This window comes from Halobellus litoreus, from assembly GCF_024464595.1.
Classification (GTDB): domain Archaea; phylum Halobacteriota; class Halobacteria; order Halobacteriales; family Haloferacaceae; genus Haloquadratum; species Haloquadratum litoreum.
This window is the reverse complement of the sequence record NZ_JANHAW010000005.1, coordinates 1-26,117: the sequence shown is the minus strand read 5'-3', so window position 1 is coordinate 26,117 and position 26,117 is coordinate 1. Positions and strand designations below refer to the sequence as shown.

Annotated in this window: 27 protein-coding genes and 1 pseudogene; 6 read left to right on the top strand and 22 right to left on the bottom strand. The window is 58.2% G+C overall.

Going from position 1 to position 26,117, the window contains the following annotated elements:
- Positions 1–154: 154 nt before the first annotated feature.
- From NO360_RS18110 to NO360_RS18095, 4 genes are all read right to left on the bottom strand, one after another.
- On the bottom strand, positions 155–742 hold the full coding sequence (locus NO360_RS18110) for a DUF7995 family protein (protein WP_256309242.1): 588 nt from the start codon (positions 740–742) through the stop codon (positions 155–157).
- A gap of 11 nt (positions 743–753) precedes the next feature.
- Entirely contained in the window at positions 754–987 is a 234-nt protein-coding gene (locus tag NO360_RS18105; RefSeq protein WP_251331593.1) for a hypothetical protein, read from the bottom strand.
- A gap of 46 nt (positions 988–1,033) precedes the next feature.
- Complete coding sequence (locus NO360_RS18100; protein ID WP_256309241.1) at positions 1,034–2,533, bottom strand: hypothetical protein; 1,500 nt, start codon at positions 2,531–2,533, stop codon at positions 1,034–1,036.
- Positions 2,534–2,629: 96 nt separating this feature from the next.
- Positions 2,630–3,610: a DUF6610 family protein gene (locus NO360_RS18095; protein ID WP_345780226.1), complete on the bottom strand. Its 981-nt coding sequence runs from the start codon at positions 3,608–3,610 to the stop codon at positions 2,630–2,632.
- Here NO360_RS18095 and NO360_RS18090 point away from each other — a divergent pair.
- Positions 3,596–3,811, top strand: a complete 216-nt coding sequence (locus NO360_RS18090) for a hypothetical protein (RefSeq protein WP_256309239.1) — start codon at positions 3,596–3,598, stop codon at positions 3,809–3,811. The two genes, NO360_RS18095 and NO360_RS18090, sit on opposite strands and share 15 nt — an antisense overlap.
- A gap of 97 nt (positions 3,812–3,908) precedes the next feature.
- Here the strand turns inward: NO360_RS18090 and NO360_RS18085 are convergent, their stop codons facing one another.
- Genes NO360_RS18085 through NO360_RS18075 form a run of 3 tightly spaced genes read right to left on the bottom strand, consistent with a single transcriptional unit; the run spans position 3,909 to position 5,896 of the window.
- On the bottom strand, positions 3,909–5,279 hold the full coding sequence (locus NO360_RS18085; protein ID WP_256309238.1) for an XF1762 family protein: 1,371 nt from the start codon (positions 5,277–5,279) through the stop codon (positions 3,909–3,911).
- A gap of 45 nt (positions 5,280–5,324) precedes the next feature.
- Complete coding sequence (locus NO360_RS18080) at positions 5,325–5,621, bottom strand: hypothetical protein (protein ID WP_114450749.1); 297 nt, start codon at positions 5,619–5,621, stop codon at positions 5,325–5,327.
- Complete coding sequence (locus NO360_RS18075; RefSeq protein WP_120083838.1) at positions 5,621–5,896, bottom strand: hypothetical protein; 276 nt, start codon at positions 5,894–5,896, stop codon at positions 5,621–5,623. The genes NO360_RS18080 and NO360_RS18075 overlap by 1 nt, the downstream gene beginning before the upstream one ends.
- Before the next feature lie 404 nt (positions 5,897–6,300).
- Between NO360_RS18075 and NO360_RS18070 the strand changes: the two genes are divergently transcribed.
- Both NO360_RS18070 and NO360_RS18065 read left to right on the top strand, forming a co-directional pair.
- Positions 6,301–6,750: a DUF7344 domain-containing protein gene (locus NO360_RS18070; RefSeq protein ID WP_256309236.1), complete on the top strand. Its 450-nt coding sequence runs from the start codon at positions 6,301–6,303 to the stop codon at positions 6,748–6,750.
- Positions 6,734–7,096: a HalOD1 output domain-containing protein gene (locus NO360_RS18065; protein WP_256309234.1), complete on the top strand. Its 363-nt coding sequence runs from the start codon at positions 6,734–6,736 to the stop codon at positions 7,094–7,096. The genes NO360_RS18070 and NO360_RS18065 overlap by 17 nt, the downstream gene beginning before the upstream one ends.
- Before the next feature lie 269 nt (positions 7,097–7,365).
- Here NO360_RS18065 and NO360_RS18060 read toward each other — a convergent pair whose 3' ends face one another.
- The 10 genes from NO360_RS18060 to NO360_RS18015 form a co-directional block, all read right to left on the bottom strand.
- On the bottom strand, positions 7,366–8,130 hold the full coding sequence (locus NO360_RS18060) for a hypothetical protein (protein WP_256309233.1): 765 nt from the start codon (positions 8,128–8,130) through the stop codon (positions 7,366–7,368).
- Between the two features lie 84 nt (positions 8,131–8,214).
- Complete coding sequence (locus NO360_RS18055; RefSeq protein WP_246989826.1) at positions 8,215–8,700, bottom strand: hypothetical protein; 486 nt, start codon at positions 8,698–8,700, stop codon at positions 8,215–8,217.
- Positions 8,701–8,873: 173 nt separating this feature from the next.
- A complete protein-coding gene (locus NO360_RS18050) occupies positions 8,874–9,407 on the bottom strand; it encodes a hypothetical protein (RefSeq protein ID WP_114450753.1) in 534 nt (177 codons plus the stop codon).
- A gap of 347 nt (positions 9,408–9,754) precedes the next feature.
- On the bottom strand, positions 9,755–10,099 hold the full coding sequence (locus tag NO360_RS18045; protein WP_123124687.1) for a hypothetical protein: 345 nt from the start codon (positions 10,097–10,099) through the stop codon (positions 9,755–9,757).
- Positions 10,100–10,156: 57 nt separating this feature from the next.
- Positions 10,157–11,374, bottom strand: a complete 1,218-nt coding sequence (locus NO360_RS18040; protein ID WP_256309232.1) for a deazapurine DNA modification protein DpdA family protein — start codon at positions 11,372–11,374, stop codon at positions 10,157–10,159.
- 123 nt (positions 11,375–11,497) lie between these two features.
- The gene (locus NO360_RS18035; protein ID WP_256309231.1) at positions 11,498–11,875 is read right to left on the bottom strand and encodes a hypothetical protein; all 378 of its coding nucleotides are present in this window, start codon (positions 11,873–11,875) and stop codon (positions 11,498–11,500) included.
- A complete protein-coding gene (locus NO360_RS18030) occupies positions 11,872–12,285 on the bottom strand; it encodes a hypothetical protein (RefSeq protein ID WP_123124683.1) in 414 nt (137 codons plus the stop codon). The genes NO360_RS18035 and NO360_RS18030 overlap by 4 nt, the downstream gene beginning before the upstream one ends.
- The gene (locus NO360_RS18025; RefSeq protein ID WP_112077683.1) at positions 12,282–12,617 is read right to left on the bottom strand and encodes a hypothetical protein; all 336 of its coding nucleotides are present in this window, start codon (positions 12,615–12,617) and stop codon (positions 12,282–12,284) included. The genes NO360_RS18030 and NO360_RS18025 overlap by 4 nt, the downstream gene beginning before the upstream one ends.
- 395 nt (positions 12,618–13,012) lie before the next feature.
- Positions 13,013–13,918 carry an N-6 DNA methylase gene (locus NO360_RS18020; protein ID WP_256309230.1) on the bottom strand — a complete coding sequence of 302 codons (906 nt, stop codon included), beginning with the start codon at positions 13,916–13,918 and terminating at the stop codon, positions 13,013–13,015.
- On the bottom strand, positions 13,915–14,856 hold the full coding sequence (locus NO360_RS18015; RefSeq protein ID WP_256309229.1) for a hypothetical protein: 942 nt from the start codon (positions 14,854–14,856) through the stop codon (positions 13,915–13,917). The genes NO360_RS18020 and NO360_RS18015 overlap by 4 nt, the downstream gene beginning before the upstream one ends.
- Positions 14,857–15,216: 360 nt before the next feature.
- Here NO360_RS18015 and NO360_RS18010 point away from each other — a divergent pair, with 360 nt between their 5' ends.
- On the top strand, positions 15,217–15,465 hold the full coding sequence (locus tag NO360_RS18010; protein ID WP_114450761.1) for a hypothetical protein: 249 nt from the start codon (positions 15,217–15,219) through the stop codon (positions 15,463–15,465).
- 126 nt (positions 15,466–15,591) lie between these two features.
- Here NO360_RS18010 and NO360_RS18005 read toward each other — a convergent pair whose 3' ends face one another.
- Positions 15,592–18,585, bottom strand: coding sequence for a VWA domain-containing protein (locus NO360_RS18005; RefSeq protein ID WP_256309228.1), 2,994 nt, complete (start codon positions 18,583–18,585; stop codon positions 15,592–15,594).
- Between the two features lie 98 nt (positions 18,586–18,683).
- Complete coding sequence (locus NO360_RS18000) at positions 18,684–20,288, bottom strand: AAA family ATPase (protein WP_256309227.1); 1,605 nt, start codon at positions 20,286–20,288, stop codon at positions 18,684–18,686.
- Positions 20,289–20,849: 561 nt separating this feature from the next.
- On the opposite strand from NO360_RS18000, the gene NO360_RS17995 reads away from it, so the two are divergent.
- Positions 20,850–22,175: an RNA-guided endonuclease InsQ/TnpB family protein gene (locus NO360_RS17995; protein WP_112077778.1), complete on the top strand. Its 1,326-nt coding sequence runs from the start codon at positions 20,850–20,852 to the stop codon at positions 22,173–22,175.
- Between the two features lie 94 nt (positions 22,176–22,269).
- On the opposite strand, the gene NO360_RS17990 is transcribed toward NO360_RS17995, so the two are convergent.
- A complete protein-coding gene (locus NO360_RS17990; protein ID WP_251331610.1) occupies positions 22,270–22,803 on the bottom strand; it encodes a PIN domain-containing protein in 534 nt (177 codons plus the stop codon).
- 5 nt (positions 22,804–22,808) lie between these two features.
- A complete protein-coding gene (locus tag NO360_RS17985; protein WP_251331611.1) occupies positions 22,809–23,396 on the bottom strand; it encodes a helix-turn-helix domain-containing protein in 588 nt (195 codons plus the stop codon).
- Between the two features lie 240 nt (positions 23,397–23,636).
- On the opposite strand from NO360_RS17985, the gene NO360_RS17980 reads away from it, so the two are divergent.
- The gene (locus NO360_RS17980; protein WP_256309226.1) at positions 23,637–25,031 is read left to right on the top strand and encodes a protein adenylyltransferase SelO; all 1,395 of its coding nucleotides are present in this window, start codon (positions 23,637–23,639) and stop codon (positions 25,029–25,031) included.
- Between the two features lie 249 nt (positions 25,032–25,280).
- Here the strand turns inward: NO360_RS17980 and NO360_RS17975 are convergent.
- Positions 25,281–26,117, bottom strand: a pseudogene (locus NO360_RS17975) (hypothetical protein); the annotation flags it as partial.

Here is a 26,117-nt window from a genome sequence, read left to right as displayed (position 1 = left end):
GCGGCGTGAGTCACCCCCGCCACGAACCTGTGTGCATCAGTCGGTGCGATTTTGACACCCGCTGGGGATGAATCTACCTCCGCGGGACACTCAGCGTCATTAGTAATCGGGTGACTCTGATTGTACCTAGGATTCGCTTGATATGGGAGCCGGATTAATAGTGGACGTCGACTGGCGTCACGTAGAACGAGGTCTCGTCGTTCCCTGTATCATCGGTCGCAATCTCGTCGAGAAGTTGTTCGTATTCGGCTTGGCTCCGAATCGCGGTTCCGTATTCGTTGTAGAGGTAGTAGACCGGGCCGGCGTATTCACCGACAGAGTACATCGCATACCGGACGTCGATTGAGTAGGAGTCGATGAACTCCTCTTCGCTTCGGGTTGGGCCGAGAGGGTTCCACGGTTCGACGTCGGCTTTAATACGGGGGCTTTCGAGGAGTTCCTTGTCGGTGTACTCTTCGAATCCCTTGCGGATGACGGCCATTCTTCGAGCGAGTTCGCGAGTGGTTGATACCCAGGCGCCCTCGAGAAGATCGTTCCCGATCTCGGAGTCGGCACGAGCGGAGCCCTCTTCACGGAAGATTTCAGGGAGTGACTCGCTCCAGCGACCACCATCGGTCATGAGTGTGCCGTAGTCGAACGTCGGGTAGAGCGGCGCGTCAACGCCCTCAAAGAGGCCGTGGGCGATGCCGGTCGCGTCTTCGGCGTCGTAGGCTTCGGAGACGACTCTGATGAGCATGTGCATAATGAATTTGGTCAGGGGTAGAGGGCGAATGCGGTATCGTCGGCGTCGATGCCGAATATCGCGCCAGGAGCGTTTCCTTCGGGATCAGTAGATGGATAGAGGATCGTCCCGGACTCGAGTTCGAGAACGACTGTCGATTGCCAATCATGGGCTTGCCAGCCTTCGCGTTCAAGTTCTTCGCTGGTCATTTCACGAACGTCGGCGATGCGCTGTCCGGCGATATTGTCGTCTGTGGTGGATTCCATTTTGAGTGGGCCTCCACCGCGTGGGGGCCCGACAAACGAGCACGAGTTAGTCCGCCGCGTCCTCGTTCTCGTTTTGGGAGTGCTGCACGGGAATCTCGAATATGATGTGACTCTCCGTATCCGTGGTGAGTTCGTCCACCTCGGTCCAGGTGTACCAGGCTTCTTCGAGGAGATCGGTTCGGTTGGGTGTCTCGGAGATGGCGTAGACCGAGGCGCTAATGCCTTCGGTGGCGAAGCGAATATCGACGGTGAGTTGGTCGGTGTCGTCAGGTGAGACACCCATCTGACGGGTTTTGCTATCCGGGACATCGTCACTGCCGCTGTCCTGGTCGTCGAGATCGCCCCGGTAGCGGTGGGGGAGAACGTGGTCGGGGATATCGTTCTGCTCGATCACCGCGTCCTCCCGCTCATCGAGTGTCTCCGTCAGGTCCGTGAGCTTCTCCTCGGCTGTCTCGATTGCGGTCTTCTTCCGGGCGTAGGTCTCATCCATGAAGTGGTACTTCCGGGTGTCGTCGTAGAAACGGATGCCCTCCGACCGCTCCCGTCGCTTGGTCCCCAGTATACCGTAGCCCGCCAGATAGTCAGTCCGATACTCGGCATGGGTGTCACTCACGGTCTGCTCCCGGAGCCGAAAGCGCCCGATTGTTTCAGGCCAGTCGATATCTTCCTGCTCGGCCTGCTGTTCGGCCCGGTCGCGCTCCTCGGCCCGAACCTCCTTGATGTGCGGAACGAGTTCGTCGAGCGCGTCCTGGGCGCTCTCGTGGAACTGCCCGCTCCCGTCCCGCCGGGTCCCCACCGGGTCGACGTATTCGATGTCCCACTCACCGGCGCCGGATGAGACGTCGTCGTCCCGAAGCCACATTTCGGCCAAGTAGCCGTCCGGATGCTCAACGAGGATCGAGGGCTCTTGCTCGGCGTCCTCGTGCTCATCGACGATTGTCCAGTGTTCGGGAACGTCCAGAGAGTCAACGATCCCCTCCATGACCGTCTGTTCGGTCACACTCTCGACGCCCTCGAGCTCATCGACGTCGCCGCCGGCATCCTCGGTTGCCTGGGCATTGACGTCGATGGGGAGACCGTGGCGGGTGATTCCACGGGCCTTTAATTTCGGTATCGTTGTCCGGATCGATTTGGCCGAAGCGTCCCCGATTCCCGGCCACTCCGATAGGTCCTCGGTGTTATCTTCGACTTTCAGGACGTGACTGGCACCCGAACCCATCTCTTTGATCGAGTTGGCGACGTTTCCAGTGACTTCGAAGGCTCGAGTGATCGTGGAGGGGGTCCATGAGCCGTTGGCCAGCGCATCGAGCGCACTCTCCCGAGTTCCACCATCGAGGTATTCCGGGTCCTCGGTCGCCTGGCTGCCGGTGAGATCCGTCTGCCCCTCGATCACCTCGGAAGCGAGGCTGGCCTGCTCGCCGGGGTTAGCAGGCGGGTCGCACACGTCGTTTCGGTTGTCGACGAACTCGTCACTCCTGTCCACGACCTCTCCAGTGGAGTTCGTCGAATTGTTGCTACTCGCGTCGGTCGGCGGTGGTGAGGGCATTCTGTGGGCCTCCGCCGTGCGGGGGCCGGACAAATCGAGCCCTACGCAACATACGGACACCGACAGTTCGCACCGTAACGTAGGACCGGGCGACCGTTACGGCCGCTCGTCCACGACCTCGTCCCAGAGCCCTTCGTGGTATTCGACGTAGTTGCGCTCGGTCTGTGTCCGATATGCGAAAGTGCGCCCGTCTTCGTAGGTGACGATGATGGCCTGCTCGATGGGATAGGGGCCATCTTCGTCCTCGTAGTCCACTAGTTCTGCCCACTCATCGGGTGACCCAAGCGGATCGGGATCGCTGAGATCCCCTCCGTTGGCAGCCCAGATAGGGTCGTCCGGTTCTTTGACGGCGGGCTCGAGGCGTTCGATTGGCGTCTTCCCCTCGGAGGGCCACACTCCACGTTCCTCCCAGAATGCTCGCATCTCACGGAGGCTTCGACGGACGGTCTCGCGGATGGTGAGGAAGTCAGCGTCTTGCCACCCGTCGCGTGACCAGGATTCGCCTTTGTAGGCGATACCCTGCGGGCCGTTCCAATCGAGACCGATGATGTCCGCAGGCGGGTCCCCTGTGAGATTCGGTTGGGTGAGCTCCTGGATGACGCGCCATTGCTTCGTCGGGCTGGCTCCAAGGAGATGCACACGGTGACCGCGCCAGTTGGCGATATCCGAGAAGTGCCACGCTTTGATATTTGAACGCCCCATCGCGTATCCGAGGACGAGCGATTCCCCGGGGATATCAGCGTTGGCGACGATATCGATGGCCTCGCGACACTTCGGGACGATGATGATGGTCGCGTCTGGGTAGTCAGATTTGAGTTCGCGGGCGGCGTCGACAAACGTGTGTGCTTCCTCAGGAGTGCGGGCATCGCCAACGACACCGATTTCGGGCTCAACCTCACGGAAGCGGGTGAGATACCGATCGAGGTCGGGCCGATTGAAGTCGTTGTCGAGCATGAGGATCGGGACGTCAACGTTGCGGAGATGGCTATCCTGAATCCGACAGTCCTCGCGAGCGCCGGTAACGAATCCGAGGGCGTATGCCTCAGTCGCAAACGGGGCTCGATGAAGGAACCCGATGTACTCGGCACGACGAGCGACTTCGATAGGAAGCGCGTCCTCTTCGCGTTCTCGTTCGGTGTTGCTGTCGGCCTCGATCTCGGACCGGTGGTCGGAATGCTCGCCTCCCGAGGCCCGGTGTCTGTCCTCGAGTGTGTCAAGAGTCGCCGGCGAGAGGTACGTGGAGAGGTCGAGTTGGCCGTGGCCGATGCTCTCGACTGAACTGGTATTGGAACTCACCATAGGAAGTGGCCGTCAGGATGGTCAGCTGGCGGCGCACGGCTCCGCCGCCGACAAAAACTGGCGGACGAAACCTCGCCTACGCGGAAGACACAGAAGGGGAGCTCGACGACGAGGATGCTCGTTCGGATGGCTCCATGGATGGGTCACGAAGATGGTCGTAGTCGATCTCGAGGCCAGCGATTCCCTCGACTGCGGCGGTCGCGACGTTCCCGGTGAGGCAGTTCTCGACAGTCGCGTAGCCGTGGAGCCGAGCCCACTCACAGGCGTCGGCGATGAGTCCCCGAAGCACGTTCACCGGGTAAGCGAGGGCGTCGGTCTGGACGCTCGCAGTGGACAGCGTGACGGCTTCGGTGTTGTCCCGGGTGTTCTGCTCCCCGGAGTGGTCTCGAAGGCAGAGTACGGCAACCAGGGAGTCTTCTGGCGTCCGGTAGGCGAAGCACGCGACGAGCGGTGCGGTGTCGTCAGATTCGCCACAGTCGTACTCATCGAGGAACGCCCGGGCGTCGGGGGTGAGGGTGGTTTCTCGACGAGCCAGACGCTCCTCCCGGGTCTGGACGAGTTCCCCCTGAGCAAGCGTGCGGGCAGAGGCACACGCAGGTCCGGCTGGTGTGTTCTTGTCGGTGAGGCGGGCCTGATCGGGACTGACGCGACCGGCGGGCCGTCGAGCCTCGATCGAATGACTGGCGAGGACGTATCTGTAGCGCCATTTCCGGTACCGTCCACCCCCAGCACGGCCCTCACGAGAGTGCCAGTCACTCCGGTCGGCTATCGTCGTCCCGAGGAGCTCGAACCCAGCGGCCTGGTACATCGTCCCCACGTTGTTGTTCTGGACACCGGCGTACGTAAGCAGGCGATCGTATCCTTCCAGGCGACTCCACGCACAACAGCGTGAGAGGAGCCACGAGCCGGTATTCACGGGCCGGTCAGGGTGGGCAGCGAAGCGATACAGTTCGACCGTCCGACCGTCGGCGTTGTGTCGCCCCCGCGGGCGTCCGAGGACCGCCATCGCAACCTCTCGGTCCTGGTAGGTGGCAGTGAGTGCGATTCGGAAGGGCGTGGTCACTGGGTCGTGCTGATACGCGACGTCGGGGTGCTTCAGGAAGCCGTTGACACGCTCACGGACTCTGGACCCACGCTCAGCGCGGAGCGATAGGTGCCCCGTTGACGACGCACCACCGGGCGAGACGAGACGGGGGTCACAGTCGCGGTATGTCCGATAGGCGTGGTAGGCGGCAAGGGAGTCGAATTCCGTCTCGAGTATGACGATCTCCCCGGAGTCGATCATCGCATCGGTCTCGTCTTGGTTGGGGAGGCGACCGATACTAAGTGGGCCCCCTGGCGGGACGTACCAGTTGAAGGATCCGATGGAGTCGCCCCCAATGCATCGCCCGATAGCGTTGAGGTAGGGGAACGCGATGATGTCGCCGGCGCGAAGCGGCCGTATCACTCTGGACGAGGGGTGGTGACGAGTACTCACGGGAAAGGAGAGGCGTTAGGCGGATGCCCAGCCAAAGAACAGGTACGTGTCTTCTTCGACGTGAATACATCCAGCAGGGCCCCACTTGCTGTCGATTCGAGAGTCCTGTTCGTCGATAAGCTGGCTGGCGTACTCGGCGGGGTCGGTGTCGCCTACTTCGTCGTCGGGAATACGGGTGAACGAGGTTTTCTCCGCGATGGTCCCGGTGTATCCACCTTGGCCGTAGTGGTACTGGGCGTCCTCGACGGCGTCGCTAAACGCGCTCTTGGCGTCCTCGCCGTTCGCTCGGGTGAAAAACGTGTGAGCGCCCATCAGCGGTCTCCCTCTAATTCGTCTTCACTGAGGTGAACCGCCTCGGCGTCGTCTGGAACAAGTTCCTCATAGGTTCGGAATTCCTGGCAATCGACACAGAAGACTCCGTTCTCACCGATATCGGAGTCGGTGATGGGGCCATTCTTTGTCACTTCGACATCGATATGTCCGTTCGCAAAGCGATGCACAGCTCCGAACTGTACTTGACGGATGATCCACGAGAACCGTCCGTTTCCACAATCTGGACAGACAAGCAACTCCGATTCGGAGTTCATCTAACGACCTCGTATATTCGCCGGTTTGTACTGCGGCTGGTGGTTGCCATCTTGTTTGGACTCCTCCACCGTCTCGGGGGCCACAAACAGGGTAAAATCGATCTCGTATGTGAAGGGAGTCATAGAATCGTTCACAGCCGATTTACTGCGGTGCAAGCGGTAGAAAATGTTGAATCATATATGCATACAGAAGCCGCTGCAAGATACAGAGCGTCTATGCAGCACTCTACCACCGGTGATTTCACTTCGATGTCACCGACAGTCGAGAACGTCTGCAATACCGACTTATTCAACCTGTTTATAACTGGTGAGTACAAACACCAAACCGAACGTATTCAGTGTTGAAATACCCGTTTTATCAACTCAGAGAAATGTTTTTATTAGCCTCTCCCCATTTCTCTATAATGTCTAACGAACCTGACCCGGCTGGGGAAGCAACATCCGACGCGTCCGCCCCGTCCGAAACGCAACTGCCGTCGCTGGACATTTTGGAGATGGAGACGGTCTACGAGGCATTGGGGAACTCCCGACGGCGCTACCTGTGCTATACTCTCTTCGAAGACACCGAATGGTCGCTGACTGACTTGGCGACGAAAATCGCCGCGTGGGAGAACGACATTCCTGAACAAGCCGTCACAGAAGACCAGCGCGAAGAGGTGTACGTCTCGCTGTACCACGCCCACGTCCCGAAGTTGGTTGACGAGGGTGTGATTACGTTCGATGAGGCGACCGAAACGATTACGACTGCCGACCACGCCGAACAGGTCTTAGCCGCCCTCGAAGGGATTGGTGCCAGCCTCGACTCGAAGCAGGAAACCCACGCCCGGAGTGACATGGATGAGCAAGAGCAGTGACGAGAGAGAGGGGGCTGAAGACGACCCGACTAACGGCGTTGATACGCACCAGACACAGGTAGCACAACGACACTACGAACCCAACGGACAGGTGGAACTCACAACTGCAATCATCTACGCCATCGCAGAGGCCGAGGGCGTGTCTCCAAGCGAACTGAAGTCGCCACCGCTGTACGAATCCGTGGACGTACCAGCGATTGAAGACGCATTCTTCGGGCCAGACGTAGCCGGGGATTCTCGGCAGGGTGTTGGGACGGTCGAGTTTCAGTATACCGACTACCTCGTGAAAGTCCAGAGCGACGGATGGATACGGGTGTACGAACCGACTGAAGCAGACCTCTCGTAAGCTGTCTCTCTGAAGCCACATCCCCCTAACGCGCTGGATACTCGGTCGACCAATGTGTTTCGGGGGAATCTTTTGCTCGTCGGCTTTCCTCAATCGCTTCGCTCGCGGATGTTCGTGCGTTCAGCACTCAGCCTGTATCGACCGATTCGAGCAGCACTGATTTCGACACCCCACGGTGACCGATACGCGCGCTGTATCTTGCACGCGAGTCTTGACAAGACTTGGATAGACAGAGAGCGCGGAGCTTTCTATGACAGGCTCTCTCGTAATCAACCGTCAGTAGTAGGATGGACACTCAGGGTGAATGCCGGGACGATCCATAGCTCCTCGTCAGTACTGCCGTACTCGGGCTGAGTGTAGTCGCTGGGATCATCAGGGACGGTGTAGCTGTCGATGAGGTCTATGAACTGCCCGGCGCGGCAGATTGCGGTTCCGTCCTCGTCGTAGAGGTAGATGTCAGGTTCGGGTTCGAAGTCAACTTCAGGGCCTTCAGAGAGGTGATCACCCCAGTTGGTGCGGTTGTGGGCTTTATTAAATAGTTCGAGGCCGCGTTCGCTCGCGACGGGCACGGCTTCAGGGAGTGCGCCCCAGCCGATATTGAAAGGACGGATATCCGGGTCGTCGGCTTCGTGGAGGAGCTCAAAGGTCATCCCGTCGAAGCCGGCGGGCTTCTTGGGGGCGTTCTCTCGAGCATCGAATGCAAGGGTGGCCTTGACGATCGCCTCGAAGCGAGATTTCGCCGGCACGACGGCGAACGCGAGTGCGTCAATTCGTTTCTCGTAGGTCACGGAGACGTCGTCGTGAATAGGTCCATAGGGATTCTCCGATTCGAGTTCCGTGTCGCGCTCACATTCCTTGCAGAGGGCCCGATCGGGATCGACGGGGCGATCACACTGGGTACACCGCGGGGCTTCGTCGACGGTGAATTCGCCGGCGTCATTGGGGCCGTAATGCTCGTCTTCAAAAGATGTGTCTCCGAAGTCGTCCTTGCTGTAGAATCTCCGGTCGTCGTCCCAAGGGCTTTCGGCGTTCATGGAGGGATTCCTCCCTCCTTCATAGATTGTTCTCTAATATAAACGAGCGCAAGCACTAGCGGCGAGCTTGAAGCAAAAGGGGGTTCATTGATAGGGTACGCGAGATGCGTCCTGTTCGCGAGAGTCCGCTTGTTGGCGGCGCTGGTCGGCCTCGAACATGAAGCGAGCGCTGGCTTTGTCCCCATCGAGGGTGCGCTGATCGACGGCGGTATCTGCAAACAGCGTCCTCTGGCGTCCGGACGCGTCCTCGGGAACCGTCTTCTCACCGTTCTGAGCACGGATAGCGGAGAGAGAACGGTTGTCGACGAACTCGTCGGAGCCGCCGGTCTCGATTCGTGAGGCTCGCTCCCGGGTATCAACGTTGACTCCATGGTGAAAGAGCGTGGTCTCGAAGGGTTCGTCATCGAGGGCAAGCAAACCGGCCTCGTCGATGATCTTCGTCTCGGTATTTTCGGGGTCATCTTGAGCTTCGTCTTCGTGTTCAGTTGTCACGAAAACAGACTGGTGATGCACAGTGAACGAGCGGTGTCGGTTCGGTACGCTGGCGCTGGTGTCGGTATCAGTACTCATAGATTGTAGTTCCTGCAGAACGGGTGATTCGACTGATATGATTCTCACGTCGTGCGGATTAGTGGGGTTGATGAGGCAGGCGATCCCCGCACCGCGTCCGGGGGCGACAAACGAGTAGGCCGTGGGCAGGCCGGTCTTGGATTTATATTGATGAGTTTAGCCATGACGGACCACTATATCCCAAATTCCATCGTGTCTGTAGAATCAAACTCGCCGAGGTTCTCGTTCCCGTTGAGGAGGATGATACGAAGCGTGTCGAAGTCTCCATCGAGGCTCCCCGTCACCGTAACAGGCCCGTACCAATACCCCTCTTCGTCGCGAACCTCACTCTCGGAGCAGGCAGGGTCGTGGCTGTACGCGAGGTAGATCGTCGCGGTGGGCCCCCTAACATAGAGATGATTGACGCCAAAGTATCCGCACTTGTTTCTGTAGTGGAAGCCGCCCTCTGCCGTGAACGCACCGTCGCCGTCGACGGTGAGCTCGAGGCCGTCCACCCGGTGCATCGTGTGGGGCGGGCTCACGACCCAGTCCTCGATGGTCGAATTGTGGACGGCAACGTCGGCGAGTTTCTTCCCAGGCTCGGGATCGTCGTAATGCGGATTCCAGTCGTTCGTGGCGGGCGAGGTGATCGGCCCGACATAGACGCGGTCAATTGGGTCGAAGCGTTCAGGATATCTGGTGTACGAAGGGGGGAGGTCGCCAGGCATCACGCCGGGACCGTTCGGCAGTCCACCAGGTCTATCGTCGTCAGGGTCAGGCTCGGACGTTGGTTCGGGGGTTCCGTCGCTGGTGTCGGGTTGGTTCGTCGTCGTGGACGTTCGAGCAGGAGTCTGCCCACCACCGCTCCCGGGTCCGTCTTCGTCAGTCGCGTTCTGCTCGCTGTTGACGGGTTCTGCGCCGAAGACGCCGAGACATCCGGCGAGGCTGGCGAGGCCAACTGTCCCAATACCGCCGAGAACAGTCCGACGGGTTACTCGTCGAGTGCTGCCGGGAGTGACTGCTTTCGGTTGGGAGAGCGGATCTTGAGGGGTAATCATAGAGGGCGGTCCCGCTTCTACACCTGTTCGCGTTCGTCGTCGGACAGTTCTCCTTCTCGTGCTCGTTTCGCTCGGAGCTGTCGAGCCTCACATTCGGTGAGGGCTTCTTCTGGGACACTGAGATAATCGAGCGCCCACTCTTCGACCTCAGGGAGCGTCATCGGGTGAGGGAGTTCGTGATGCCCGACGGGGCGGGCGAGGAATGAGCCATCATCGTCGCGAAGGTCCTCATCATAGTACCCGAGAAAGTATCGCTCGAGGCCGTTCACCCCTGGACCATCCATGATGGTAATCATGGTGAAAGAGTCCGCCTCGAACTCTGATTCGAGGCTGAGGGTCGGATATTTGGAGGTGATATTCACAGGTACAGTAGGACGGGTCTGCTCATAAGTGAGACTGAATCACATCAAATGTGGCGGCTACAGTTCTTTCGAAGGGTATGGCTCGTCTGTCTCGACGCCGTCGGTGTCGTCCACACAGAACTGCCTGTTCCATAGGTTGAACTGGAGTTGCTCGCAGAATCGACACCAGGCGGTATTTTCCTCGTATGGATGCCGATTCGGGTCGATTAGGTTCCCACAGATACACTCAACCAACGGGTCGGCAACGTCAGGACGGCCCGGCTTCCCGGCAGCGAACGCGCTGAGGGGGACGACTCGCAAGCGCCCGGGTTCGGTTGCTGCGTCTGCCGACTCGTCGGCGTAGGCAGCTGCGATGAGTGCGTCGACGGCATCGCCGTAGTCCATGTACGCTTGGAGAGTGCGAATCCAGGCGGGGACGCGGTCGGCCCACTCAGGGTCAGTCACACGAGCGTGAGCGGCCTTCGACTGCCACGATGTCGTATCGGCCGAATCGAGTGCCCAGAGGGTCTCGGCGTCCTCGAGAACGGTCTTCGAGATCCCGAAGCCGTGGAGCGCATACTTCGAGGGGATAGCGTCGCGCAACTCCTGAATGATCGCACGAACTTCACTGGTTTTGTTCGGGCGAAGAATTGACCCGATGCCAAGCGTTGGTGAGGCGAGGCCGTGCTCTTTGAGGTAGTCGAACGACCACAGATACTCTTCGATGTCGTGCCCCTGCAAGACGGCAACGGGTTCGGCGGTGAGACCGGCTTCCTCCGCAGCTTCCAGGCAGTAGACGTGGTCGCGTATTGACCACTCCTGGTGGGTGCGGATATCCCGGTCGGCGTCGCGAAGAAGATCGAGGGCACACGCCCAATCCCGGAGCGTGTACTTTTCGATTTGATCGTCGTACTCGCTCAAGTAGGCAACATAGTCGTCAATGCTCGTCGGGTAATGGTTGAACTTCTTCTGAACGCTGTACCCGCCGGAATCGATGAACCAGTTCGGCCCCTCGAAAGGGCGATTGTCCCGGCGAGCGTAGGATATCATCGCGTATCCAGGGTGTGGGATGGCGTTGAGGTCGACACCAGCAGCGAGAAGCGCTTCCAGATCGTCGAGATCGAGTGCGTCGGGATTTGTGGCGGCAAGTGCAGCCGTCCCGATGGCTTTTCGCGATGATCCGGACCCGACCGTGTAGTGGAACTTGAACCGCTCACTCTCCTGTACTCCGGGCGATAGCGATTCACCATGAGAAGGCGATCGCTGACCGGGACTGGCGGGTGCTTCTGAGGACATCGTCTCTGATCTCGCGCACCCTCCAGCGAGCGACAAACGGAGGCAGTCGGGTGGCTTGGCGACCGAGCAATTCGGGGTTAACGAGATGCACAGTTTGTCGCGGATTGAATCGGAGTCGAAATCTCAGCTATTTGGTTCGTCCAGGAGTTCGATGGTGACGGCTGCCTCAAGATGATGCCACAGTAGACCAGACCGAAACGTCTCAGTAAGGGTTGTTGCGCAATCAGGGAATTGAGCAGGCTCTTGGACGTCGTGGAGATCGTACACCCGAGCAAGGGTCTGGAGCGTATAGGCGATGGCGACGAGATCGCTTCCAAAGGGGTCGCGATCAGTATGGAGGAGATCGTCGAGCGCCGAGTAGCGAGCCTCGAGCAGTTGGTCGGAATTCACTGTTTCGAGCGAGGTTCCCATCTCGTCGAGTTCATCGAGGACGTCGTCGACGAGAGATTCGGCGAGCGGTAGCGGTTCGGGGACCGGTGTTGGAATGAAGGTCTGAGTCATTCGGAGACTGCCTCCCCATCATTAGTGCCACTGTCACCTTTGGCCTCGGCTTTCTCACGGAGGCGAGCTTTCTCGGCACAGTGGTCGGCATACACCCGAGAAAAGCGATTTCGCTGACTCTCGAGGGTCATCTGGGAGCTCCGGGCTCGGCGAACTCGGTCGAACGCGAACGGGTCACGATACTGCAGATGCGTCGGGATACTGACTTTGGCGAGGTCACCCCCGGATGAGACACCGAGTTCTCTAAGATAGCGTCGGAGCAGCGCCTCCGTAGAGCCGATTTTCGACCGCAGTGCTCGAAGCGTGCGCTCGTGACCGGATGAGAGACCATCACGCGCCTCGTAGTCGATAGCATCGAGGTCGATATCCTCCCACCGAGGCACGTTATTGGGCGTAGAGTCACCGGTCATGCACTGGCTTGCGCTTCGTCCGGGATATTCGCGCTCGGTGCGTCTGGGGTGATGGGTGCGCAGACGGCGGGTGGGTCGGGATCGGTGTCGTTGTTGTTCTGAAAGCGACGGGCGATTCGGTCGTGGAGTGTTGTGCGCTCCCGATCGTCGTCCGTGTCATCGTACGGACGGCCGGTAGGGAGGGCGATTCGACCGGAGATCGTCCCGTCGCCGTGAGCGGTGAAGAGGACGTGGTCGGTGGCGTAGCCAAACGTGTTGACCGCGAGTTCGTGGAGCTGTTCTACTTCACTACGGGTGCGTTCAGGCGCGTCTTCTGCGACTTCATAGGTCATGTTTGTACGTCCCTCACCGGCACGGGGGCGACAAAACTGGTCCTACGCTACGCTCGCGTCCGTACTGTAACGTAGGACGCTGAACGCCGGAAGAACGATTCAAAATGCTCCGATCGAGACCTGTTCGGTAGTATCTCCATCTTCCTCGGTGGGCGTATCCGATCGATCTATGTCTTCGAGTGTTTCAGCGCAGATATCGAGTGGACACGTTCCGTAGTGGCCTTCGTCGACAGCGAGGCGGTCACGCTTTCCGTGCGGATGAACGAAATTACCGGCGTGCCCCGACGGGCGCTTGCACTTCGTGCCGATAGGAGCGCTACACGATGAGCACCCTACCTCAAGCACGGGATCGCGGGGCCACGTTCGATCACAGCCGTCGCGATTGCAGGAGATGGTCATACGAACTCGTCGAAACCAGCCTGGGAGGTGTCACTCGGGTCGAGCGTGACATCGAGGTTCGGTGCGAGTGTTGGTTCTTCGGGTGTTGGTTCCGGGTCGACGTCCAGCTCAGATTCGGTGTCCGGTTCCTCTTGTGCGGCGCCGGCGTCGGTGTCGTCGTCGACGAGGGATACACCGAAGAATCGGGCGAGGACGCGGTCACGCTCGCTCGTGTCGAGTTCTCGCACAGGATGGTCGCCCCCGATGAGCTGGGCAGTGCTGATGAACCATACCCGTCGGGCATCGAGTTTCAAGGCGTCACCGAGTAGGACGTACCCGGTCATAGCGTTGAGAACGAAATTGAGAACGGCCATCTTCGCGCAGAGAGGATCTTTGTCGTATCCGAGATAGACGGCTGGAGTCTCTGGTGCGAGGTCCTGGAGTCGATGGGCACTGTCGACGATGAGTCGACCGCTCCCGCACCCAGAGACATCACCGATCACCAGAGGGTCGTCCGGCGTGGCCTCACGGAGGCTATCGGTGTCGGGGAGGTTCATCTGGGCCATCGCTCGGCTCACCGCTCCGGGCGTGAAGTACTGGGCGAAGTGCTCGCTGGTGAGGCCGTAGTGTTCGTAGACGCCGCCGAGGACATCTTCTTGCGTTTCCTCCATCGCAAGGACGAGACCCCCGAGGGCGTTGGCGTGCAGCGTCGCGAACTCTCGAACCGTCTCCTCGTCCCGACCATCATTTCGATACCGGTCGAGCGGTTTCTGATAGGCGTCTTCGTCGCCGGAGAAGCTGGCGACCGCCATACTGATCCAATCGGAGAAGACCCGGTAGGTGGATTTACCCGTCTGCTGACTGATGTCGTCGAGCGAGTCAGTGACGAGTTCGCGGTGTTTGGGTTCCAAGAGTGTCGTCATGGCGACGGGTGACCTCCCGCTGTTCGCGGCTGGTGAGAAACGGCGATCTCGGGACTAGCGAATCGACGAGCGCGGTGAGGGACGTGGATACCCCGGGTGAGAGGGATGAATATTGAGTCGTGGTCGCCACAGACGATGGTCGCGAGAAGTTCGTGTTTACACATCACGCGGAAGGGAGCGGATTGCTTGTACGGGCACGAACAGGTGAGGGCGTCCCCCCACGGGATGAATGGGTACTGGCTCCCGCTGTCGTATTCTCCGACAAGGACGGGTGCGGGGAGTTCGATACCGTAGTCAGCGAGAGCCACTGGTTCGTCAGTGTTCGCGTGTGAGAGCACAGATTCCGGGAGGACGTACACCGAGTCGATGTCATGTTCTCGGGCGATTGCGTCGGGGTTGGTGTCGTCGTCAACGATGACCATCCCCACGAAGGCGTTGTGCTCGAGGAGGTGGTTGGCGTCGGGAGTGGGTCCGATGCACTTCTCGATCAGCGACCCATAGGACGACTCCTTGAGGATCTGGCGGAGATTCGCGCCGGGGATGAGTTCCTGATACCACTTCTCCCGGTCCTTACGCACCTCACGGACGGCTTCGTGAGGGTCGGATTGCTCACTAGCTTCGCGGATACGTGCGGCAAGGTAGGCAGGTGCGTCGACCAGAACAGTGTCATCGTCGGCGTGTTCGTAGAACTTCTCCTCTTCGCGAATCCGTACATCACACGATGCTTCGGCGTAATCGAGGCCCCTCGGCTTCTGTTTTACCCCCCGCCAGGGATGGGTTGTGGGAGTCTCGGCCTTGTATGACCAGGGATTGTAGTCTCCGAGGAGCTGGTCGCGGCGGACAGGCCCACCGCCCATGAAGTCGAGGCGAATCTGGTGTTCGATGGGTTCGACGTTCGGTGGATCGCGATCAACTTTGTAGTCGTAGTCACGGTCCATGTGGGCGAGTGCGCCTGGTGGCAACGCCAGGTGAGGCACACTGCCGTCGGCTGAGTGGATGGTTCGACAGGACATGATTGACGAAGGGCGGAATGTTGAAGTCGGTCGTCTGCTGGACGCCCCACTACCGACGCGGGGGGTGAAAAATTGGCTCGGAAGATGTCCTACATAACAAACCTGGTGTCTACGTAGCGTAGGACAATCTCATAGCGGTTCGTGGAAGTCCTCGTGCTTTTCAACGTAATAGATCCTCAACTGAATGAAATCACGTTGGCAGATATAGAGCGTGTAGTCAGTACTGCCCTATTCAAATGTGGCTGAGCGATAGCTTTGTGACAGCGGCCCAACTCATGTGGAGTTATGAGTAGAGGTGGGGGCGACCCAGTAGGACTAGTTATCGGACTTATCGCCGGGAATGTCGCGTACCTGTTGTTCACTCTGATTTTATCGATGGTTATCGGCGTTGCCCCGATGGACATCTTTTCCGGCCCGTTCTCTGGTGCAGCAAGCAGTCTCGTGATGGGATGGGTGGCTATCGGTGGGTTGCTAGGCGTTGTTGACGTACTAGCTGTCTTCGGGTTCATTTCATCGCTAACCAGTGGCTGGTAGACTGCTCAGTATTGTACATGTTTCTCGGAACGCAGGTGGTGACGGATATGCGCTGTGTATTCAGCAAACTGGATTTATCAGTGACAGAGTTATTAAGATAGAATGTATGGAATCTTCAGCTAATTATCACAACCCCGCTAGCAGACTCGCGAACTGATCGAGTCTGTCGTCGAGACGATCGGGTGTGTAAACGGCTTCTTGGCGTTCGTAGTACCGGGAGAGTTCGGAGGCGCTGTCAGAGAGCGACCCGGGTTGGCAATCGGTCGCGATAGTGAGCGAACACACGGGTGCGTGCGACCGCCGGATCTGGTCGATGACATCGTCCGTCGAAGAGGGGTTGTCATCCGTCACAGTGATTATCAGCGGCTCGTCGCGTTGTGCTTCGACGAGTTCACGGGCGAGGATAACCGCATCCGCGAGGGGCGTCCCGCCACCACACGTCGTATCAAGGAGATTCGCCTGGACGTGGCGCGTTTCTATGCTGAATGGCTTCACGAGACGTGCCTCGCCACGGTAGAAGTCAGTGATGGCGACGCGAATCCCGAGGTTCTCGGCGGCGAGTGCGAACCGGGCAAGGGCTTGCGTTGCGATCTCGATCTTCGGCGGTGACCCCCGCCGCATCGATCCAGATCGATCGAGGATGAGGACGAGCGCGTACTGCTTTTCGTCCCCAAGGGTTCGGGATTTACACACGCGGGGGTCACCGATAGCGAGGCGATGACCGGCCCGCGGATCGTACGCCCCAGAAGAAAGACCACGTCGCACGTTTTTGCGGCGGTCGAGTCGAAGGTACATTTCGAGAGTTTCTGCGACCCGATCAGCCCCTTCTTCGATAGCGCCCCACTCGCGATTGAGGGCGAGATTGTCGCTGATGGGGAGAATCTCGAGATCCTCGAGACTTCCAGGCCCACCGTATTGTCCACCCTCCCCATTGTTCTGATCTTTTCCGTTCTGTGCTTGCTGGCGGGCGGAGCGTTCGAGCTGGTCAGCTAGCGCGGAGAGTTCTTCTTCGAGGGCCTGTTCGTCGATACCTTCGCGCTCGGATTCACGGTGGGCAGCGCGTTCGTCTCCGGCAAGGGCATTCTCGTAGGTGGCTTCGTCTTCGTCGGGCGACCTCGTCGAACTCTCGGTATGGGCAGGTCCTTCCGGGATGTCTTGCCCCGATTCAGAGTCTGATTCTGCTTCGGGTTCTGAACCGGACTCCGATTCCGAACGTGCGTCGGTGTCGATGTCTCCCGCCGCGCTGCTGCTCGCCGTCTCGAGCGTCGGGGTATCCGCTTGGTCCGACTGGCATGCCTCATCTAATCCGTCCGAGGAGTGCTCGTCGTCGGTCTCGCCTTCGCTCGTATCGGGATTTGTACCCTCGTGATTATCCTGGGAATCGCCGCCGAATTTCCCGAGAGTGAGCTGGTCTTGGTTCTGTTGCTGAGTGTCGATGGAACTCGAAGCGGCGGATCTCGGGACGTCACCCATGTCCTCCTCAGGAGATGGTGACTTCGACGGCGCTTCTGTCTCGGTGTTCGTCCTCTGGCCTGGATTCCCACCCTGTCGTTCCTGCTCGCGTTGTCGGGCACGGTCAGCGGCCTGCGCGATAGCTTGAGCCCGACTCAACGGTTCGGATTCTGACTCGGCCTGTCCATCATTCTCTCCACCCGCCTTGTCTTTGACATCTCCCTCACCATCACTGTCGCCTCCCGTGTCCTGAGCGGCGTCAGTTCTCTCCACGTCGGCTTCTGCGTCACGTCCGTCTTTACCATCGCGGTGGTGCCCCTGTGCGCCCTCGCCAATGCTGGGGGCCTGCTCGTCGTTCTGTTCGTCCTCTTCCCCATGATTGTCGATCTCGCCGACGTCGGTGGGGCTGGGATCGTCCGTGACCGGCGGTTGTTCGAAGACGTTTTGATGGGGGTCACTCGTTGCTTCCCGCGATAGCGAGACGTCGGTCGGATCGAAGTCTTCGGGGAGTTGCGTCGGGGGCTGGGTCTGTGACAGCCGCTGTGAATCCTCATCTGTACTAGCGCCCTCTTCAGCGTCCTGTAGCCCTTCGTTTCTACTGGAACTGTCGTCGCCTGCATCAGAGTTGGATGGCATTTCCAGCAATTCTGCGGCCTCGTCACTCCCATCCCCGCTGGACTGGTCTTGATACCCACCTTCGTTCTTACCACCGACCTGTTGGTTGACCTGGACGTCCTGTTCCTGCTCTTCTTCGTCCTCTTTGTCGGCCTCGAGGACGGGCTGAATGTGGTCGGTCCATGTCTGGATAACTCGTCGCGCTCGACGGATCGAGGCGGTCTTGTCGTGGTTGTGAGTGATGTCTGATCGGTCGGCGCTCCGAATCGCGTGTACGTCGTCAGACAGCGTACACAGTTCTGTGTGGATCGCCTCGAACGCATCCCGATCCGCATCACTCTTGAATTGTATGCGAGAATCGTTTTCGTCGAGAAGAACATCGGTCGTTCCCGTCGGATAGATGGCTTCGTCGTACAGACAACTCGTCACAGCGTCCCAGAACGAGTAGCGAATTTCCTCACCGTCTGGGATGTCCTTGGGCGTCTGCGAGTGGAGCCGTCGAGTGAGTTCAAGTCGAATTCCGGCGTTATCGCTGAAATTCTCGCCGTGGATGGCTTCGGACTCGATGGCGCCATCCTCGACGATGTTGATGAGGTCGTGAACCTGGGCATGGTATTTGACATCGACCTCGGTCTCGAGGAGTTCTGATATCGCTGTGATGGCTGTCTTGAGTATGTGGAGCAGTTCGTGAAAGGCAAGGCCGAACTGGTGGGCGTGGTCGGCGGTGAGCTGGTCGTTGAGCGGGATGCGGGTGAGGTCGGCCTCGGTCCCAGTCACCATCACCAGGTAATCAGTGTCGACGCCGGCGAGCAACTGTTCGGCCTGAGCGCGTTCGATTTCGGTCGCATCTGAAGAGACGATAGCATCGACATCGACGGGGAGAACGGCAGCGGTCTGGACGCTGGAGGAAATGACGACGTCGACGGTCAGACCCCTTGGCAGGTGACCGAGGATGAACTCTCGGAGACGGTCGGCCCGCTGCGGAGAAATTCGTGATCTCACAGCGGCCTTGGGTTTGAGATCGTCGACGACCTGGTGATGTTGAATTGACATTTTTGGAACAGGACGGAGGCTGGGACGGGCAAGTAATGGACAGAGTGTGCAGCCCCCTCGTCGTCACGGGGGCGCACAAACAAGCGCCGCTGGTTCCTCTAGAGGTAGTCATTCAGGGTTTCGTAGGCGTCCTCGGGGTACTGGTTTGGTTCGGCTACTCCCCAGAGCACCCCCTTGACGGCGGCCTTCGGGTACACTCCGTCTTCGATGTGTTCACAGAGGATCGTGAGATTCCGCGTCGAGAGCGTGGGCCAGGACTCGTTCTCTCGGGTCTGGTGGGCGAACTGGACAATTTTCTTGAGCGTCGGTCGATCCACGACGGGTTTACCGCTGTTCACCTGCCTATCGAGCGTATCCACTTCTTCCTCAACATCCTGGATGTAGGGCTGCTCGAACGAGCGGAAGCGGCCTCTCGTCGCCGAGTTCATCGGCTCCGAATCCCGGTACTCGCGGGTCGGCGGGTTCATAGTGATGACGAGGCGGGCCGACGGGTGGGGCTCAACGAGTTCACCGTGACTCTTCACCAAGAGCGTCCCCTCGTTCAAGAGTCGGTGTAACGCGATGGCAGCGCCGGCCTGCATGACGGGGAACTCGTTGATGACAATCGTATCGCCGTTCAGAAGGCCCTGTTTCACGGCGCCGTTGCGAGGAACGATGACATCGCCATCCGGGACGAGCGGGCCGAAGAGGTCTTCGGGTTCGGTCGCTCGGTCGACATCGATTGACTGGTAGCCCCGGTTTGTCTTGTGGCACAGATACTTGAGAAGGTAATTCTTCCCCGACCCACGCGGCCCGACCACCCGAATCGGGACGAGGCCACGAGCGAGTTTCTTCGCGATGAGTTCATCGAGGGGGACCTGGAAGCGTGGGTCGATGGGGACGGCTGGTGGGACGACCTCGCCGTTGTCGTCGACCGAGAGCGCGTCATAGGCTGCGTCGGGGTGAGTCGCGGCCTTCGGGACGCTCGGGTAGTCGGGATCGTCAAGAATGTGCAGGCCTGTGGGGACAGGACTCCCGGCGTTGCGGCCGATGTCGGAAACGTACATTCCTCGCTCGTCGTCGGGCTCCCACCCCTCGGAACGGTACAGAGGTTCTCCGACGGAATCTGTGACGAGCGAGAGGTCGGTGACGCGAGCGGCAGCCCGTTCGGTGTCGGGGTCCATCCGCTGGTCGTAGTAGGTGGCGGCGTTCTTCGCGAGGCGGAGTCCAACGGGGACGTGCGTGGCGGCCTCTTTGAGGAGGTTCTCGGCGCGGCTCTCGGTGAGCGTGCTGGTGAGGCCGGCGATGTCGTCAACGTTGGCGTCCGCGAGCGACTCGAAGGCGTCGTACCCGGCGTCTTGGAGGGCGTCATTAATCGTGTCGGTCACGACTTCGATCATGCGGAAGTCAACGTCGGTGTCTTGTTGGAGTTCGCCGAAGGCATCGGTGATGACCTCGGGTTCCGTCCCCTGTGGTGAAACGCCGGTGATGGTGGCGTTCCCGCTCGAAGAGCGATCTAGCGTGTAAATACCGGCGTCGTCCCCCTCGTCGATGAGGTCGGCGGCGTCCTGGTCGGAGAGGTCGACGTAGTCGGACACTCGTAGCGCCACTCGCTCGACAGGGACGTTGCCTCCTTCACGTTGGAGGAGTCGGTTCACGAGGTGTGAGAGGACAACCTGGCCTTCGGGAGTGGTGTCGCCACTCGCGGTGGATGCTGAGGACATGAGTTCTGGTGGTCGAGGCGTTCTGTCTGGGCCTTTCCAGCCCCTTCACCTGTCGGGGGGCGACAAAAATGGCGTTCCACCGTCAGAGAGCGTGCAACGGTCGGTGTCTAGAATCGAATTCCGAACAGGGAAACGAGGTACGGCTCTCGATTATAAAGAGCAAGGCGAATACCCGCGCCTTTAGGCCTGTCTCTTACCCACAAATCGAGTCGTTGCCGAGGTCAATAAATCCGATCGAAACCTCGATATCTACAGATTTAACACTCCTATGGAACGATTTTGCTAATCCCGTGTACCACATTCAGTAACCCCCTACCGCCGAGATCATCGCCCGGATCACTCCTCGCCTCGATCTTCCGATTGCAGATTGGGTTCGACAGCGTCTGAAACGTCTGTTTGGGACTCCGTGAACTTATGGGTAAGAGACAGGCCTTTAGGCGCGGGATGAATTCGACAACCCATTCCACAACCCACCATCTATGGCAGGGCCGGATATTCCACCAGTCTCAACCCACACTTTTACAACAGAAACAAGTATAAGTGATTATACAGGCGTTCAAGATGCTGGAAGTCCACCGAACACACCAAGCGAAAATCCTCAACCACCAGCAGGTAGAGGAACCGCTCAACCGGCACGGGTGGTCGGCCAGCAAGCTCTGGAACGTCGCTAACTACCACTCCCGAGAAGTGTGGGAGGAAACGGGCGAGATTCCCGACCACGGCGACCTCAAAGACGAGTTGAAGACCCATCCAAAATACAAGGGACTGCATAGTCAGTCCAGTCAGCGCGTTCTGGAGGAACTCGCTGAAGCCTTTAACTCGTGGTACGGCAAGAGGCAGTCCGATGATCGCGCGAATCCGCCCGGCTACTGCAAGAAAAACTACTACGACAACGACGGCAACCGCGTCCACGAAGAACACCCCCGTTCGACGGTGACGTGGAAACAGAACGGCATCCGCCACGACACGAAGAACAACTGTGTCCGACTTTCGAAAGGCGCGAATCATAAGGAACACCCGAAAGCGTGGGAGTACATCCTTGTCGAGTACGAGACGCGCCCCGGCGTCACCGTCGATAACCTACAACAAGTTCGCGCGGTCTACGATAAGTCGAATGAACGGTGGGAGCTGCATCTCGTCTGCAAAGACGAAGTCGAGACGCCCACCGCACCCGGCAACGAAACGGCGGGTATCGATCTCGGCATCAGCAACTTCGCTGCCGTCGCCTACAGCACCGAAGACGCCGACCTGTACCCCGGCAACCGCCTCAAACAAGACGGGTACTACTTCCCGAAAGAAATCGCCAAGTGCGACGACTCGGGTGGCAAACGGGCCACTCGACTGCATCACAAGTGGTCGGAACGCCGCACCCACTTCTTCCATTCCTTAGCGAGACACATCGTTGAACAGTGCGTCGAGAAGGGTGTTGGGCGAATAAATGTCGGAGACTTGGAAGGCGTCCGCGAGGACGAAGACGGCGACTCGAAGAATTGGGGTCGGCACGGCAACCTTGACTTGCACGGGTGGGCGTTCGACCGCTTCACGTCGATTCTCACGTACAAGGCGAAGGTCGAGGGAATCGAAGTCGTGGAAGTGTCAGAGCGCGATACGAGTAAGACGTGTTGCGTGTGCGGTAGAGAAGACGATAGTCAGCGTGTCGAACGCGGCTTGTACGTGTGCGAGGAGTGTGATGCGGCGTTCAACGCTGACGTGAACGGGGCGGAAAACATCCGCCACGACATCAACAATAGCGAAAGTAACTCTGAGTCTTCGGCCAGTTTGGACGAGGATAGGAGTACCGGCTGGTTGGCACAGCCCGGAGTCTACCTTCATGACCTCTCCCGAGGATTCCAACCTCGGACAGAGGTGGTGGACTGCAAACCCTAATATCCCAATCCAGCGGTGCGGTGCCGTGGGATTCCTCCGCGTTCACGCGGAGGAGGATGTCAATACTCCATTCGTCTGATTGTTGAAAGAGTGGTTATCTAGAGAATTGATATCTGTTCTCGACGGTATCCGCGAAATCGAACGCCTTGACTAACTGAACGTGATTCTCGTAGCTGTGTTGAGAGAGTGCTCGCTCAATCCCACGGAATGCGGCTCTGTCGTTCGTGTAGATCGCTATCGAGTTTGTGAGTCCGTCTTCCAAGAGCGTAGCAGCCGCCCCACCTACTTCTGCATCGGCTTGCTCTATCGTATGCTCGGGACGCTCAGTTGCGGCGGAGATATAGTGTCGAACCATATCCATCGTGGCTGAAACGACGGGGTTCGAGTAATCAACTTCATCCAAGACCTGCACCCAGCCGGATTCTATCGCATCGTCAATTGGAGGTTGGTCGTAGGGATAGGACTCTGGCGTGAGTTCGTCGTATACTCGCTGCGGGACCAAGAGAACGATATCGTGTTCGGTCACTGCCCGCTTGAGCAGGCCAATCGTATCGTGGCGCTCGAAGCGAATGAAGAGATTCGTGTCAATGAGGTGGCTCTCGACATCGGGAAAGAGGTGTTCCGGCACGGGTACTACTCGCCGGTTCGCTCGTCGACATCTGCGTCCAACGCCTCGATATCGATTTCCGTCGAAATCTCGTTTTCTACATCAAGGAGGATTTCCTGGAGTTCCTGGAGGATTGTTTCGGCTTCGAGGACGGGAATCTCCTGCTCGCGAGCCATAATCCGGGCAGTCATCTCCGATTTCGTGTAGGCCCGAGCGTATTCGATTGCCGTCGCCAGACCGCTGACTTCGTGGCGTTCGACGTAAAGTTCGATATTGTCGTTTGAGTCGCGTTGAGCCAGGGCAACGAGAAGCGTCGGGGTGATTTGAAACGTCTCTTCCCCGGTCTGTATGGTCATATCGACCCGACGAGCGCTATATCGGTGCGGCTGAGAGTCCGTCACGCGCTTGAGGACACCGATTTCCACGAGATGCTTGACATCCTCGTAGACCGTGGTTTGAGAACTCGCAGAACGGCTTGCGAGCTCCTCTACAGTGGGGGTGTCGAGTTCGAGTACCCGAGCGTACAGACGTGCCAACCGTTCGTTCTGGATCACGTCAGAAACTGCCAGCATCGTATCCAACGGGTGCGAACCCGAGAGAGCTGATTTGGCCATGCATTTTAATTTCCGCGGAATACATAAAGTTGTATCGGTGGGCTAAGTGGTGCTTCCAACCGTTGATTGGGGGGTTTGTTATTCCTCAAACCGGAGAAGAGACTCATTATTTGATAGAACCGTGTGTAAGAGATAGAAGATTATGCAGCACGCGCCGATTTGAATCTCTCTACTGACCGTATCTTAATATCCTCAAAAGTAAGTTTATTCAACAAGCAAAATAATACTACTTAAGACAAAATGACGTTTTCATTTGATACCACGTATAAAAATTTGGACCCAAACCTCTATTCGAGAGTAACGCCAAAAAGTATCGCTAATCCAGAAATTGTAGTTCGTAATGACGGGCTCTGTGCTGATCTTGGATTGGATCCAGCGGAACTCAATACTACCATTCTAGCAGGCCAAGACCTCTTGGAAGAACCAATCGCCCAAGCATATGCAGGCCACCAGTATGGGAGCTTTACCGTCCTGGGCGATGGGAGAGCGATGATACTCGGCGAACATGTGCGCGATGGTGATAGATACGATATCCAATTAAAAGGCTCCGGTCGAACGCCGTACTCCGGGAGAGGCGACGGCAACGCAACTGTCAGCTCGATGCTCAGAGAGTATCTGTATTCATATGCGATGCAGAATCTACACATCAAAACATCGAGAAGCCTAGCTGTCCTCGAAACTGACGAAGCGATCCGACGACGGCGGAAGGAACCTGGAGCCATTCTTGTCCGAGTGATGAACAGCCATATTCGATACGGGACCTTTCAGTATGTTGCAAGCCGAGCAGCCGACGAACTACAGCGATTCACTGACTACGTTATCGACAGACACTACCCACAGCTAACTGCAGCGGATCGTCCATACCTCGATTTCTTTGATGCAGTCATGCAGTCGTCGATTGAGATGGTTGTCGACTGGCTGCGTGTCGGATTCGTTCATGGCGTGATGAATACCGACAACATGAGTATCGATGGAGAAACATTTGATTACGGGCCCTGTGCGTTCATAAATTACTATGATGAGGATGCGGTCTTCAGCTCGATCGACAAGCACGGGCGATATGCGTTCGGCAACCAGCGACCCATTTTGCGGTGGAATCTCGAACGTCTCGCAGAGGCGCTCCAACCGCTGTGTACACGAACGGCGCTCACGTATGATGAACTCGAAAGTAAACTGGACGAATTTGACGATCGATTTGATGCACAATACTACACGATGACGCGAAAGAAGCTGGGGATCACCTCGGATGATGAGGAAGCACTCGTCGATGAATTCCTGGAGTGGCTCCGCAAGTCGAACGCAGACTATACCAATACGTTCCTCGAATTAGAGACGCCCGGTACGTTTGATGACCCAGCGTTTGCAACTACAGAATTCGAACAGCTCAGAGATAAACTGGCTGCTGTCGGCCTAGATGAGGAGTTGATGCAGGAGGCCAATCCGCGGTACATTCCCCGCAACTACCTGGTTGAACAGGCATTGGACGAGTATCTCGAAACTGGGACTCTTTCCACATTCGAACGGTTATTGAACGTGCTGGAAAACCCCTATATATCGAAGGATATGGGTTCACAATTCCAGCAACCGCCGCCACGAGAATTCGATACGGAGTATACAACGTACTGTAATACGTGAGCCAATAGTACCAAAGTAGGTATACTCATCAACTCGCCATTGCTCATGCGAGGACACTATCATCGGGCAAACAGCAGTTACTGTTGATGAACTGTTGGGCATCGCCGATTGAGAGAGCAGTATTCACAAATGCAAGACTCGCGCCCTCCATCTTGCACGCGGTGAGAGAATTATCTGCCATCTAATATTTGAGCGTATGATTATGAACTCACGAATCCACAGTTGAATGACCACTTCGTTCACGGTGAATCAGGAGATGTCACCGAGTCGTCGCTGAAGCTGATCCTGCACTCGGTGTGCTTGCTGATCCGAGAGGTCGGCCTCTGTATCGACGCTGATGCCCGGGATATCGACGATGTCTTCGAGAGAGTCACTGAGCGTCTGCTGATTCTCGGGAAGGACATGCTGGGAGTCGTCGTCCGTCCGCCGGTCGTGCTCTTGCATGGCGAGTTGGATCATCATCGCTGGCTTTCTGAACAACTCGCCAGCGACCTCAAGGTACTCCTGATAGGTATCCGAGGCCATCGATCCCTCGTATTCCTGTAGTACCGCGATGAGCAAGGAGAGCTGAAGGTTGAACACAGTTGGTCGCGAGGAGGGCTTTGCGATCGAGATCGCTCGGTCGGCGGCCCGCTCTGCGTATTTGAATGCGATCCCCCAGTAGGTGTAGCAGTCTTCGACGGAGAAAGGGAGGTCCTCAAAGTCGTACGCGATGGCCCGTGTCCGACGAATAGCGGTATCGACCTCGATCATCCGAGTGTCGATGTCGTCGTAGATAGAGCGCCACCACTCGCTAATCGGGACACGGCCCTGACTGCGTTCGTGATCGGCATTCGTGGCTTTCCCGTAGTGCCGCCGTGTGTACCGTTCGCCCATATCGGGAAGGACGGTCCCGCTGTCGGGGAAGAAGAGGACAGGTCGCGCCCAGAGCGTCTGCGTGCCTCGGAAGTCGTACCCGGTCTGGAAGCCGCCGTAGATGATGGTCTCCGATCCTTCCTCGTCTTTGTTGGAGTCCTCATCGGAGTCGCTATCGTTACTAACAGCGATGGTGATGCCGTCTTCTTCGACGTCGTCTTCGATGTCCCC